This window comes from Agromyces sp. H66 (assembly GCF_004959775.1).
Classification (GTDB): domain Bacteria; phylum Actinomycetota; class Actinomycetes; order Actinomycetales; family Microbacteriaceae; genus Agromyces.
The window spans coordinates 45,369-58,563 of record NZ_SJZG01000001.1 but is presented as its reverse complement, the minus strand read 5'-3'; the positions used below and the strand labels follow the sequence as shown (position 1 = coordinate 58,563).

The 13,195-nt window shown below is 71.5% G+C and carries 13 protein-coding genes; 4 read left to right on the top strand and 9 right to left on the bottom strand.

Features of this window, described 5'->3' with window-relative positions; translation table 11 throughout:
* Positions 1-56: 56 nt before the first annotated feature.
* Positions 57-1,034 carry a LysR family transcriptional regulator gene (locus tag EZM51_RS00295; protein WP_136706093.1) on the top strand — a complete coding sequence of 326 codons (978 nt, stop codon included), beginning with the start codon at positions 57-59 and terminating at the stop codon, positions 1,032-1,034.
* Here EZM51_RS00295 and EZM51_RS00290 read toward each other — a convergent pair.
* The 6 genes from EZM51_RS00290 to EZM51_RS00265 are packed head-to-tail and all read right to left on the bottom strand — an operon-like array spanning position 1,018 to position 7,570.
* Entirely contained in the window at positions 1,018-2,253 is a 1,236-nt protein-coding gene (locus EZM51_RS00290; RefSeq protein ID WP_136706092.1) for an MFS transporter, read from the bottom strand. The genes EZM51_RS00295 and EZM51_RS00290 overlap by 17 nt on opposite strands.
* Positions 2,254-2,291: 38 nt before the next feature.
* The gene (locus tag EZM51_RS00285) at positions 2,292-3,281 is read right to left on the bottom strand and encodes a fumarylacetoacetate hydrolase family protein (protein ID WP_136706091.1); all 990 of its coding nucleotides are present in this window, start codon (positions 3,279-3,281) and stop codon (positions 2,292-2,294) included.
* Positions 3,278-4,387, bottom strand: coding sequence for an amidohydrolase family protein (locus tag EZM51_RS00280; protein ID WP_136706090.1), 1,110 nt, complete (start codon positions 4,385-4,387; stop codon positions 3,278-3,280). The genes EZM51_RS00285 and EZM51_RS00280 overlap by 4 nt, the downstream gene beginning before the upstream one ends.
* Positions 4,384-5,517 (bottom strand): FAD-dependent oxidoreductase, encoded by a 1,134-nt coding sequence (locus tag EZM51_RS00275; RefSeq protein ID WP_136706089.1) that lies wholly within the window; start codon positions 5,515-5,517, stop codon positions 4,384-4,386. Before EZM51_RS00275 ends, EZM51_RS00280 begins: the two co-directional genes overlap by 4 nt.
* Positions 5,518-5,573: 56 nt before the next feature.
* Positions 5,574-6,572, bottom strand: coding sequence for a cyclase family protein (locus EZM51_RS00270; RefSeq protein ID WP_136706088.1), 999 nt, complete (start codon positions 6,570-6,572; stop codon positions 5,574-5,576).
* Positions 6,569-7,570 (bottom strand): fumarylacetoacetate hydrolase family protein, encoded by a 1,002-nt coding sequence (locus EZM51_RS00265; RefSeq protein WP_136706087.1) that lies wholly within the window; start codon positions 7,568-7,570, stop codon positions 6,569-6,571. Before EZM51_RS00265 ends, EZM51_RS00270 begins: the two co-directional genes overlap by 4 nt.
* Before the next feature lie 284 nt (positions 7,571-7,854).
* Between EZM51_RS00265 and EZM51_RS00260 the strand changes: the two genes are divergently transcribed.
* Positions 7,855-8,877: a VOC family protein gene (locus tag EZM51_RS00260; RefSeq protein WP_136706086.1), complete on the top strand. Its 1,023-nt coding sequence runs from the start codon at positions 7,855-7,857 to the stop codon at positions 8,875-8,877.
* A gap of 44 nt (positions 8,878-8,921) precedes the next feature.
* Here the strand turns inward: EZM51_RS00260 and EZM51_RS00255 are convergent, their stop codons facing one another.
* On the bottom strand, positions 8,922-9,950 hold the full coding sequence (locus EZM51_RS00255) for a 2-dehydropantoate 2-reductase (protein ID WP_136706085.1): 1,029 nt from the start codon (positions 9,948-9,950) through the stop codon (positions 8,922-8,924).
* A 142-nt stretch (positions 9,951-10,092) separates the two neighbouring features.
* On the opposite strand from EZM51_RS00255, the gene EZM51_RS20400 reads away from it, so the two are divergent.
* Positions 10,093-10,404, top strand: coding sequence for a Dabb family protein (locus EZM51_RS20400; RefSeq protein WP_169053727.1), 312 nt, complete (start codon positions 10,093-10,095; stop codon positions 10,402-10,404).
* 5 nt (positions 10,405-10,409) lie between these two features.
* Entirely contained in the window at positions 10,410-11,462 is a 1,053-nt protein-coding gene (locus tag EZM51_RS00245) for an alcohol dehydrogenase catalytic domain-containing protein (protein WP_248305433.1), read from the top strand.
* A gap of 17 nt (positions 11,463-11,479) precedes the next feature.
* Here EZM51_RS00245 and EZM51_RS00240 read toward each other — a convergent pair whose 3' ends face one another.
* Together EZM51_RS00240 and EZM51_RS00235 are read right to left on the bottom strand one after the other, a co-directional pair.
* Complete coding sequence (locus tag EZM51_RS00240; protein WP_136706082.1) at positions 11,480-12,205, bottom strand: helix-turn-helix domain-containing protein; 726 nt, start codon at positions 12,203-12,205, stop codon at positions 11,480-11,482.
* Positions 12,206-12,352: 147 nt separating this feature from the next.
* Complete coding sequence (locus EZM51_RS00235) at positions 12,353-13,060, bottom strand: SDR family oxidoreductase (protein ID WP_136706081.1); 708 nt, start codon at positions 13,058-13,060, stop codon at positions 12,353-12,355.
* Positions 13,061-13,195: the final 135 nt, after the last annotated feature.

Genomic DNA, 13,195 nt, shown 5'->3' with positions numbered 1-13,195 from the left:
GGCCGGGTCGATAGACTGGGGCCCGACCCCAGCCCCGTTCGAAGGACCACGACGACGTGTCCGACCAGCCTTCCCTCTCCCGCCTCGACCTCAACCTGCTCGTCTCGCTCGACGCCCTGCTCACCGAGCGCAGCGTCACGCGCGCGGCGGAGCGCCTGCGCCTCAGCCAGCCCGCGCTCAGCGCGTCGCTGGCGCGGCTCCGCACCCACTTCAACGACCCGATCCTGGCGCGACGGGGCAACACCTACGAACTGACGCCGCTCGCCTCCCGGCTCTCGGAGCAGGCGCCCGCGGCGCTCGAGGCGGTACGCCGGGTGTTCGAGAGCCAGGCCGAGTGGAACGCGGAGGAATCGTCGCGGGAGTTCGCCGTCTACGGGTCCGACTACGCGTTCGCGACGCTCGGCCGCCGGGTCGCGATGCTGGCCGCCGAACGGGCGCCCGGCATCCGCTTCCGGTTCATGTACCACTCCCCGCAGGTGATCGAGGACGCCGTGAACCGGCTCCGCTCGGCGGATGCCCTGATGATCCCGCACGGCTTCCTCAGCGACCTGCCCTACACCGACCTCTGGAAGGACCGCTGGGTCGTGATCGCCTCGGCCGACAACGAGCGCATCCGGGGCGAGGTCACGATGGCGGATGTCGCGGAGTCGGAGTGGGTGTTCACGTACCAGTCGCAGACCGCCTTCACCTCGGCGAGCCGGCAGATCCAGCAGCTCGGCGTCGAGCCGACCGTCGGCACGGTCGTCGAGAGCTTCCTCGCGCTGCCGCTGTACGTCGCCGGCACCCAGCGGCTCGGCCTCCTGCAGGCCGGACTCGCCGGCTACGCGCGGGCCATGGCCGACGTGCGCGTGTACGAGCCGCCGTTCGACGCGACCCCGATCTCGAACGCGCTGTGGTGGCATCCGATGCACCGTCGCGACCCCGAGCACGAGTGGATGCGCACCCTGTTCGAGGAGGCCGCGGCCGAACTCGGCGACGGGGCGGTGCGCACCGGCGCCCCGCCCCGCCGTCCGGGGGTCAGACCGTCGCGGTGACCTCCTCGGCCGGAGCCATGTTCGACTTCCGCAGGCCGAAGCCGAGCAGGATCGCCGCCACCGCGCACGCGATGCCGACGACGCCCACGGCGACCGGCAGCGATCCGACGGCGGCCGTGATCGCGCCCATGATGATCGGCGTGAGGAACTGGCCGAAGAAGAACGCCGCGGTCCACAGCCCGGTGACGCGGCCGCGCTCCTCGAAGCGGGTGGACCCGACCGCCCACGTGAGCATCGACGGCAGCAGGAGACCCGAACCGGCGCCGCCGACGATGGCTCCCACCGCGACTCCGGGAACACCCCCGACGAACCAGATGATGAGCATGCCGACCGCCTGCAGGGCGAACGCCACGGGGAGGATCCGGTTCACGCCGACCTTGGCGATCCGCGTGAAGGTGAAGCCGCCGGCCGCCGTCGCCAGCGAGGCGAGTGCCGCGATCCCGCCGATCGTCGGGGTGTCGGTGGGTGCGACGCCCGCGTCGACGAGGAGGTAGCTGGCCTCGATGACGAGCACGTAGAACGTGAACCCGCCGAACAGGCCGACGATGAGGGGCATCGCGATCCGGCGCCACGGAATCGGCACCTTCGGCGCGCGCGCGTGCGAATCGGTGGGGTCGGCCTTGTTCGGCTCCCACAGCAGGAAGATCATCGGCACGGCGATGATCGCCGCCGCCAGGTAGATCCAGAACGGCGTGCGCCAGCCCGCCGCGCCCGCCGCGCCGCCGATCGCGATGAACGCGGTCGCGGCCAGGGTGGTCACGATGGTCTGCAGCCCGAGGTACTTCGCCCGCCGCTCGGGCTCATGCCAGTAGTCGACGATGAGCGTCGTGCAGACCGTCATGATCGCCGCCTCGGTGATGCCCACGCCGACGCGCGTGGCGAGGATCGCCGGGAGCGTGTCGAGGAACGCCGGCGCGATGCCGACGAGCGTGTACGCGAACATCGCGATGATGAGCAGCTTCTTGCGCCCGAGTCGGTCGACGATCTGCCCGGCGAACGGCGCGAAGAGCGCGATCATCAGCGCCGGGATGGCGACCACCATGGGCACGAGGATCTCGCCCCCCGGGGCACCGCCGAACTCGGCCGAGAGCTGCGGCAGGATCGGCGTCAGGAGCACCGACCCCAGCACGGGCATGCAACTGCCCGCGAGCAGCAGGACGGCCTGGAGGACACCGGGCCGGCGAGTGCCGGGCTCGGTCTGGACTGAGGTGTTCGCCATTGAGACTCCTCGGGTGATGGGTGTGCGGATGGGTGGGATCACCCTCTGGCGCGGGCGCGCGAGCGCGACCGTGCCGGAGGGATCGGGGGGACGTGAACCGCACGTCCGACGGTGTTGCGGAGCTCGCCGATGCCCTCGACGCGCAGGACGACCTCGTCGCCCTCGACCAGCGGCGGCGGCGTGAGGGAGCCGGCCCGCCCCCACAGCTCGGCGAGGCATCCGCCGTTCCCGGCCGTGCCCGAGCCGAGCACGTCGCCGGGCACGACGCGTGAATCACGGGACGCGTAGGCCACGAGGTCACGGAACGGCCAGCCCATGTTCGAGAGCAGGTCGTGGCCGACGCGCTCGCCGTTGACGAACGCCTCGATCACGATGGGCAGGAAGCCGTCGTCGTCGACGAGATCGTCGAACTCGTCGGCGGTGGCGATCCACGGGCCGAGCGTCGTGGCGAAGTCCTTGCCTTTGGCCGGGCCGAGCCGCACCTGCATCTCCCGGGCCTGGATGTCGCGTGCCGACCAGTCGTTGAAGATCGTGTAGCCGAAGACGTGCGCGTCGGCCTCGGCGGGGGCGAGGTCGCGGCCGTCGGAACCCGCGACGCCGCCGATGACGACGCCGACCTCGAGCTCGAAGTCGAGCCGCTCGGTGGCGGGCGGCCGCACGACGGCACCGGTCGCGACGATCGAGTGGGGGTTCGTGAAGTAGAAGGTGGGCAGCTCGTACCACTCGGGCGCCACGTGGCTCACCCCGTCGACCGAGGCGGTGACGCCCTCGACGTGCTCCTCGAAGGCCGCGAAGTCGCGCACGCTCGCGGGCACGAGCGGCGCGAGCAGCTCCACCTCGGCGAGCGGCACGAGCGGGGCGGATGCCTCGCCGTCGCCCTCGAGCTCCGCGGCGAGCGCGGGCACCTCGGCGAGCCCGGCGGCGAGCACGTCGGCGACCGTGAGCCCGCGCGGGAACGGCACGACGCCGTCGCCGATGACGAACCCCTCGCCGAGGCTGCCCTGATGCATCCATCTGGCGATCCTCATGCCGCCCCTCCTTCGGTGATGCGCGCCGTGACGCCGACGCGCGTTGCGGCCCGCGGCAACCGCGCCCCGAGCAGTTCGCCCGCGTTCCCCGAGAGGATGGCGCGCGTCTCGGCGTCGGGGAGCCCGGCCTCGAGCACGCGCTCGACCGGGTCGTCGACGCCCATGTCGAACGGGTAGTCCGAGCCGAGCAGCACCCGGTCGGCGCCCGCGGCGTCCACGAGTGCGCGCAGCGCGCTCGGCGTGTGCACGAGCGAGTCGAAGCGCAGGCGGCGCAGGTATGACGACGGCAGCTCGCGGCATCCGTGGGCCTCGGGCCGCACCTGCCAGGCATGGTCGGAACGGCCGAGGAACGTCGGCAGGTAGCCGCCGCCGTGCGCGGCGACGAGCTTCAGGCGCGGGTGCCGGTCGAGCACGCCCGAGAAGATGAGGTGCGACAGCGCGACCGCGTTCTCGACGGGCTGGCCGACCGTGTTCGAGAGGTAGAAGCGGTCGAGCCGCTCGTCGAGGCTGCAGCCGAAGGGGTGCAGGAACACGACCGCGTCGAGCTCCTCGGCGCGCGCCCAGAACGGCGCGAGCCGCTCGTCGGAGAGTTCGACGTCGCCGGCGAACGACGAGATCTCGACGCCCGCGAGGCCGTTCGCGATCACGGCGTCCTCGAGCGCTGCGACCACGAGGTGCGGATGCTGCAGCGGCACGAGTCCGAGGCCGAGCAGCCGATCGGGCGCGCCCGCGACGTGCGCGGCCACCGCGCGATTCGTCTCACGTGCGGCCCACGCGGCGAGCTCCTCGCCGGCCCACGGATAGTAGTGCGACGGCGACGGCGAGACGAGTTGCACGTCGACGCGCTGCCGATCCATCTCGGCGAGGCGCGCGTCGAGCGAGATGAGCAGCGGCATCCGCTCGCCGATCATGCGACCGGATGCCGCCATGCTCTCGGTCCCGTTGCGCCGGGCGTCGAGCGCCTGGGCGGCGGCGAAGCCCTCGGGGTCGCGCGCCGCGACCTCGTCCTGCAACTCGGTCAGCAGCAGGTGCGCGTGCACGTCGACGACCGGTGCGGCCGCGACATCCGCCGACGGAGACGTGGCCTGGGCGTGGCGGTCGCTCATGCGGGCCGGCTCACGAGCGTGGCGATGCGCCGCATCATGCCGGGCACGTCGGCGTCCTGCACGTGGTCGATCTGCCACCGGCCGAGCTGCACGGATGCCTCGACGACCTCGGTCGCGCGCGGCAGGCGGCGGGCGTGGAACTCGTCCCACAGGGCCTGGTCGACGGCGTCGCGCCCGAGCAGCAGCTGCGAGAGCACGAGCGCGTCCTCGGCGGCCTGCGCGGCGCCCTGCGCGATGGTGGGCGGGCAGCTGTGCGCGGCTTCGCCGATGAGCACGACCCGGCCGCGGTTCCACGCGTCGGGCACGATGTGCGTGGTGAACCACGTGTAGTTGACGCGCGAGTCGGCGCCGAGGGACTCGCGGATCTCGTTCCACGGCCCGCCGTACGCCCGGGAGAGTTCCTTCATGACCTCGACGCCCTGTTCGGGCGTGAGCAGATGCCGGTCCTGAGCGGGCTCGACGAGGTAGGCGTACATCATCTCCTCGCTCGTCGGGCAGTAGCCGGCGATGTAGATGGGCCCGCCGTAGTAGAGGTCGGTGTGCGTGACGTCCTTCGGGCGGGGCACGAACGCGCGCCAGATGCCCATACCGGTGCGCTGGGGCTCGGTCTCGATGCCGAGCTGCGCACGGATGGCGGAGTGCAGGCCGTCGGCGCCGATGAGGAGGTCGTAGCGGCCGGTGGTCCCGTCGCTGAGCGTGACGTCGACGCCGTCGGCGTCCTGGGTGAAGCTCGCCACGGTCGTGCCGTAGTGGATGCGCGCGCCGAGCTCGGTGGCGCGGTCGGCGAGGATGCGGGCGAGGTCGGGACGGTACATGCCCGCCGTCGCCGGGTACTCGGGGCCGCCGGTCGGCGCATCCGGAACCTCGGCGATGACCTTGGCGTCGGGGCCCGGGGTGCGCAGTCCGACCACGTCGAACGTGTAGCCCGCCTCCCTGACCTCGTCCCACACGCCGAGCCGGTCGAACACGCGCAGGGCGTTGCCCTGCAGCGTGATGCCCGAGCCGAGGGCGGTGAGGTCGGGCTTGATCTCGACGACGTCGACGTCGACGCCGCCCTCGGCGAGCAGGATGGCGGCGGCGGTGCCGGCCACGCCGGAGCCGACGATGGCGACTCGGGAGACTGCGGTCATCAGGATCCCTCCTTCGGGATGCGGGTTCGGGTCATGGTTCGGGTTCGGGTCTCGGGCTACTTGAGGGCGATCGGATTCACGGGCGAGCCGACCGCCCCGGTGATGGGCAGCGGCGGCGCGACGAGCAGGAACTCGTACACGCCGTCGGCCGCGCAGTCGGCGGCGAGCGCCTCGAGGTTCCACATCTCGCCGATGGTGAGCCCCATGTTGGGGATCACGATCTGGTGCAGCGGCTGGAACGCGTCGTCGAACTCGTTGGGGCGCACCTCGAAGCCCCAGGTGTCGGTCGCGACGGCGGCGATCTCGGTGCGGTGCAGCCATCCGGCCGTCGTGAACGAGAGGCCCGCGCTCGGGCCGCCCGCGTAGCCGTTCCAGCCCTCGCGCAGCGCCCGGGCATAGCGGCCGGTGCGCACGAGCAGGAGGTCGCCGCGGCCGACGGCGCTCGTCGCGCCCTGCGCGGCGATGCACGCCTCGAGGTCGGCGACGGTGATGGCGTAGCCGTCCTCCAGCTCACCGGTCTCCGGCCGCAGGTGGCGGCCGACGTCGAGCAGAACGCCGCGACCCGAGATGACGGATGCCGCGTGCTCGATGCCCGTGACGAGGTCGCCCTCGCTCGTGACCACCTCCTCCGCGGGCCGGCCGTTCCACGCGATGCCCCGGTCGAAGATGTGGCCGAGGCCGTCCCACTGCGTCGAGCACTGCAGCGGCATGGTGATCATGTCGTCGGCCCCGGTGATGCCGTGGGGGAATCCCTGCGTGCCGGCCGCGGCATCCGTGCCCGTGCCGAGCATGGTGTGGATGGGATTGGTGCGACGTCGCCAGCCGAGCTGCGGGCCGTCCATGTCGAAGGATTGCGAGAGCGAGAAGCTCGCGCCGCGTCGCACGAGCCCGGCGGCACGGGCGCGCTCGGCGTCGCCGATGAAGTTCAGCGTGCCCAGGCGGTCGTCGTCGCCCCAGCGGCCCCAGTTGCGGTACGCCTCGGCGGCCTCGGCGATGTGGCGCTCGGGGTCGGTGCGGTCGAGGGCGGCGGGGACCTCGGTCGGGGTGGTCGTCATGCGGCACTCCCCTCGGCGACGGCACGCACGGTCTGGGCGCCGAGCCCCTCGATCGCGCCGACCATCACGTCGCCGTCGCGGAGCATCCGCCCGTGCACGATGCCGTTGCCGGCGGGACTGCCCGTGAGCAGCAGGTCGCCGGGCAGCAGCGGCATGTTCTCGGAGGCACCGGCGATGAGGGCGGGCAGGTCGAAGAGGAGGTCGTCGGTCGTGGCATCCTGCATCGTCTCGCCATTGAGGGTGAGCTCGAGGTGCAGGGCGCCCGGGTTCGCGACGAACGGCGCCGGCACCAGGAACGGGCCGGTCGGCAGGAACCCCGGCGCGTTCTTGCCGCGATACCAGTCGGTGCCGATCTCCTTCATGTCCTCGCGGAACACGAGGTCGCGCGTGGTGATGTCGTTGACGATCGTGTACCCGGCGACATGCTCCATGGCGTGCTCGCGGTCGACCCGGAACGCCTCCCGGCCGATCACCACGGCGAGCTCGAGCTCCCAGTCGTGCTGCTCGCTGTAGCTCGGCAGCACGAGGTCGACGTCGTCGCCGACGACCGCGGCGGGCAGGCCGATGAAGAAGTACGGGGTGCCCTCGCGCGCCCGGCGATCCATCATGTCGGCGGCCCACTCGCGCAACTCCTCGATGGGGCGCGGGTCGTTCTTCGCGCGGCCCGCGGCCACGAGGTCGATGACGTGCGTGCGGTAGTTCGCGCCGGTCTGCAGCACCTGGCGGGGCGTCACGGGTGCGGTGAGGGTGACGTCGGCGAGTGGATGCCACGTGGCGTCGGCCTGCTCGGCGGCCGCGCGGAGCCGCTCCCACGACCCGGGCGCCTCGGCGAGGAACGCGTTGAGGTCGGGCGCTCCGAGCTCGTCGGGCCCGATCTCGCGCACCCGGTCACCGGCGACGAGGCCGAGGCACGGCGCTCCGCCTCCGCGGGCGCCGTCGCCCGTGCGGAAGCGCACGAGGGCGAAGGGGGCGGTCAGTCCGTCGGACGACGATGTCACAGGGTCGATCTCCAATCACGCGCGCACCGGTGAGCGGCGTGGCCCCAGTCAACATCCGACTCTCGCTATCAGTGAAGGCCGGATTGATGATGAACGGCATCAGTCTCATGGATGCCCCGATCCCGTCACTGTCGGACCTGACTGGGTCATCGATCAGAACGATGCCCGGCATCAACAGATTCGGGTTCCCTGATACCCGGGACGCGTCGACAGTGGAAGGGTGCCGGTTCGCCGGCCTCAGAACCAGCGGTCGTCATCACCGCACCCCGACTGAAGGATCGACGATGATCAACCTCCTCTCCCACCTCTCGTACCTCGAGCTCGCGACGCCCGACGTCGAGGCCTCCGTCCGCTTCTACGAGGAGCAGGTCGGGCTTCGGGTGCAGTCGCGCGCGAACGGCAAGGTCTACCTGCGCTCGTGGGGCGACTACTACAACTACTCGCTCGTGATCGCCGAGGGCGCCGAACCGGCGCTCAACGTCATGGCCTGGCGCACCACGAGCGCCGAGGCGCTCGACGAGGCTGCCAAGCGCATCGAGGACGCCGGCGTCACCGGCGAGTGGATCGCCGAGGGCCACGGCCACGGTCGCTCGTACCGCTTCACCGGCCCCTACGGCCACACCATGGAGCTGTTCTGGGAGGTCGAGAAGTACCGCGCGGCCGACGAGCTCGCGTCGGTGTTCCCCGATCGCCCCGAGAAGCGCAGCAAGCACGCCGTGGGCCCGCGTCAGCTCGACCACGTCACGGTCGCGGCATCCGACGTCCGCGGGTTCGCGAAGTGGTACAGCGACGTGCTCGGCTTCCGCATCATGGCCTACACCGTGCTCGACGAGGCACCCCTCACGGTGTTCTCGGTGCTCACCACGAACGAGAAGTCGCACGACCTCGGCGTCGTGCTCGACAGCTCGAGCCGCCCCGGCCGGGTGAACCACTACGCGTTCTGGGTCGACTCGCGCGAGGAGCTGCTGCAGGGTGCCGACGTGCTCATGGAGAACGGAACCCACATCGAGTACGGCCCGTCGATCCACGGCATCGGCGAGCAGAGCTTCCTCTACTTCCGGGAGCCGAGCGGCATGCGCGTCGAGGTGAACACCGGCGGCTACCGCAACTACGTTCCCGATTGGGAGCCGTACGACTGGACGCCCTCGCAGGGCTCGAACAACCTCTACCGCAACGGCTCCATGCCGATGTCGATGACCGAGTCGTTCCCGCCCGACCCCGACAAGCCCACCGCTACCGAGGAGGGCATCGTGCCCGGCACCGAGGAGGCGCTCATCAACCCCTACGCGGTGCAGGGTCGCGGCTGATGAGCTGACCGGCCGGCCGGCTGGCCGAGCGGCCGGCCGGCCGCTCAGCGCAGCGCGGCGAGCATGCTCTCGAGATGGCCCCGATCGGGAGTGAGCTCGCCGCGCTCGATGCGGTGCGCGAGCTCGGTCACGACCCGGTTGACCGGGGTCGGGATGCCGACCTCGGTACCGCGCGCGACCACGTGCCCGTTGAGGTCGTCGACCTCGCTGTGCCGACCCTTGCGCCAGTCCTGCAGCACGGTCGTCGTCGCCCCGGGCACCACGAAGCCCGCGAAGAGCTTGTCGGTCATGATGTCGACGACCTCGTCGGGGTCGGCGATCTCCTGGGGCGTGAGCCCGAAGATCGGGAGCACCGGATGCCCCAGCGCGACGCCGACGGCGAGCGCCTCGTTGCCCGCGGCGATCATCACGTCGCGGTAGCCGGACGTGTGCAACGCGTCGAGCATCGGCAGGCCGAGGATCGCGCTCGTGACGAGCAGCGTGCAGTTGCTCACGAGCTTCATCCACTTCGCCGCCTCGATGTCGTCGACGACCGCCACGGTGCCGGAGTGCCGAAGGAGCGACGCGATCTCCTCCTCGCGGTCCGCGGGACCGCCCGGCAGCGCCCCGACCGCGTACCACGACCGCGAGACCCCCGTGTGCCGGTGCACGATGCCGGGCTCCTCCATGGTCGCCGAGCACTCGATCACCGAACCCATCGTGCGGTGCGCGCCCACGACCTCCTCGACGATGCGGGCGGTCATGCCGTTCTGGACACCGACCATCAGTCCATCGGCGGCGAGATACGGCTCGATCAGCTGCACCGCCCAGCGCGAGTCGTAGGCCTTCATGAGCATGAGCACGACGTCGAACCCGTGCTTCAGCTCGGCCACCTCGCACAGGTGCAGCGTGCGCGGGCGCACGTGCAACTCGCCCTCGGGCGAGAGGATGCGCACGCCGTCGGCACGCATCTTCTCGACGTGCGCCGGCCACTGCTCGATGAGCACCACGTCGAGCCCGGCGGCGGTGAGATCGGCCCCCACGGACGCCCCGTTCGCTCCGGCTCCGAGCACCGCGATCCTCCGGTCGGCCATGCGCGTCCCCTCTCCTCCGTCGGCACCCACGAGAGTACAGCAACGATGTACACAGTTCGGGAGGAAGCCTGATATTTTGGGCAGAAGCGCATGGACGTGTGAATCATCACTGGACACACCTCGACGAGGAGAGCAGGAACCCATGATCCTCCACATCGCAACATTCCGCTGGAAGGACGACGTCACGGAGGCGGAGGTCACGGAGCTCACGGCATCGCTCCTGCGCATGCGGGCCGAGATCCCCGAGCTCCGCTCCTACGTCGTGGGGCCCAACCTGCACCTGCGACCGGGCGGCGCCGACTACGGGGTCGCGGCCGTCCTCGACGACGCGGCCGCGCTCGACGCCTACCTCGACCACCCCGCGCACAAGGCGGTCTACGACCAGGCCCTCGGGCGCATGATCGCCGAACGCTCGGCCGTGCAGCTGCCGCTCTCGGAGGGATCGATCGCGTGAGCGACATGCGTGCCGCCGTGCTGCACGCGGTCGGCGACCTCCGCACCGAGCAGAGGCCCGTGCCCGAACCCGGGGCGGGCGAGGTGCTCATCCGCGTCGGCGTCTGCGGCGTGTGCGGGAGCGACGCGACCGAGTTCGGCCGCGGGCTCGTGCTCGCGCAGCCGCCGGTCACCCTCGGCCACGAGTTCGCGGGCGTCGTCGAGGCCGTCGGCCCCGGCGTGGGCTCGCCGCCCGTCGGCGCGACGGTGGTCTGCGGGGCGGGCGTGTCGTGCGGGGAGTGCACGCCGTGCCGCCGGGGCCGCACGAACCTCTGCCGCAACTACTCGACGATCGGCTTCCATCACGACGGTGGGCTGGCGGGCTACGTGACCGCCCCGGCGAGCATCGTGCTCGACGTGTCGGACTCGGGGCTGCCGATGGACACCCTCGGCCTCACCCAGCCCATGGCGATCGCGGTGCACGCGGTGCGTCGCAGTGGACTCCGGGCCGGCCAGGACGCCGTCATCGTCGGCGTGGGCGGCATCGGCGCCTTCATCACGTTCGCCGCGGCCGCGACCGGCGCACGCGTGCTGGTGGTCGACCGCGACGAGGAACGCCTCGAACTCGGCCTGCGCCTGGGCGCGACATCCACCCTCCTGGCAGGAGCAGCCCCGCTGCGCGATCGGCTCGCGGAACTCGGCATGGACGCCGACGTGTTCTTCGAGGTCAGCGGGTCGGCGCCCGGGCTCGCCTCGGTGCTCGAGGCGGCCGAACCGGGCTCGACGATCGTTCCGGTGGGCATCCAGCGCGGCGAGCCCGCACTGCCCCTCGGCCGGTGGACGCTCAACGAGTACACCATCGTCGGCACCGTCGCCCACGTGTTCGCCGACGACTTCCCCGAGGCCGTGCGCCTGCTCGGCACCCGCCCCGACTGGTCCGACCTCGCCCGCGAGGTGATCCCGCTCGACCTCGTCGCGGAGCAGGCGCTGCAGCCCCTGGTCGAGGGGCGATCGCTGCAGATCAAGACCCTCGTCGATCCGTGGGCCACCGAACCCCGCCCGGCGGTGCACACCGGATAGGGCCGGGCGAGCCGGCATCAGGGCCGGAAGTCGTCCATGGCGCGCATCGCGTCGACTGCGGAGCTGATGGGCGCGCCTGATTGCGTCGGCCCGGAGGCCTGGGCCGACCCACCGGCCGAGGCATCCGTCGCGCCGGAGTACGGCTGCCGGCGCCCGACCGCGAACCAGACACCCTTCGCCGGCACCGTGCCCCGGTTCGTGTACAGGTGGGGCCTCGTCGAGTCGAACTGCAACGAGTCGCCCGGGTGGAGCACGTAGGTGTCGAACTCGAGCTGCAGGGTGAGCTCGCCCTCGAGGAGGTACGCGTACTCGACGCCCGCGTGCCGCATGAGCTTGCCCTCGATGGAACTCGACGCACCGGGCTCGTACGTCACGAGGAGCCCGTCGGCCGGGCCGCCCGCGCCGACGGCCAGCCGCTCCCAGCGCACGCCGTTCTCCATCTCGATGACCGGGTTGTCGGCCGCGCGCTGCACGTCGGGCAGCGGCGGACCGCTGTGACCGAACAGGGGTGCAGCCGACACGGTCGGTGCGGCCGTGGGTGCGGAGATGCCGAGCAGCTCGTCGAGCGAGACACCGAGATGGCTCGCCAGCGCGTACAACGTCGAGACCGACGGCTGCGTCTTGCCGATCTCGACCTGCGAGATGAGGCTCGCCGAGACGCCGAGCGCCTGGGCGACGCTGCGCAGGCTCAGTCCGCGCTTCATCCGAGCCTCTCGCAGGCGTGCGCCGAGGTTCTCCGGCATGCTCACTCCCCCATCGCGTTCGTTCCGGGCGGCCGATGTCGCAGCCCCGGCCGTCGTTGCCGCAATTGTAGGCGCGGGCACGCGGCCGGGCCGGTCGCCCCGGCGGGATCGCGGATCATCGGTCGCACCGCCGGCCGCGGCATCCGCTCAGGTGATGGCCCAACCGCGGTCGACGTAGAGGCTCGCCGCCGAGACGCCGCGATTGCGGAGGAGGAACTGCGTGGCGTCGACGACGTCGGCCATCGTCGCGAGCTTGCCGCCCGGCGTGCGCCGCTCGTACTGGTCGAGCACGCCCTCGGGCTTGCCCGCCCAGAACGGGCTGTCGCCGATGATGCCCGGGTGCAGCGCGTTCACGCGGATGGGCGCGAGTTCGAGGGCGAGCGTGTTGACGAGGCCCGCGACCCCGCCGTTGATCGTCGACACCGTCGTGGAACCCGGGTAGGGCAGGTCCTTCGCTCGGCCCCCGAAGAGCACGATGCCCGTGTCGACCGACGGGTCGAGCCGGTCGAGCAGCGCGTGCACCACCTCGGTGTATCCGACCAGCTTCAGGGTCACCAGCCGAACGGCTCGGTCGATGTCGTAGTCGCGGATGGTGTTCTGGTCGCGCTCGATCGCGCAGAGCACGAGGCCGTGCACCCGGCCGATCGACGCGAGCCGGCCGCCGATGGACTTCGGCTCCGAGATGTCGAGAGCCACACCGGATGCCCCGGGGCCGAGCGATGCCGCGATCTCCTCGGTGCGGGCCTGATCGCGTCCGGTGATCACCACGCGATCGCCGCGTGCGATGCAGTCCTTCGCCAGTTCCAGTCCGATGCCGGACGTGCCGCCGACGACGACGATCGTTCGTTCGCTCAAGGTCTCTCCTTCGGGGGCGGCGCCTCTCGCCAAGTGGCACTGGACATCCGTGTACAGCAGTGCTTAACCTGAGTCAAGTCGACCGATTCGGCGAAGTCAAGTGGCGTGAGCCGCCGCAACGGCCCCCGATCGGTG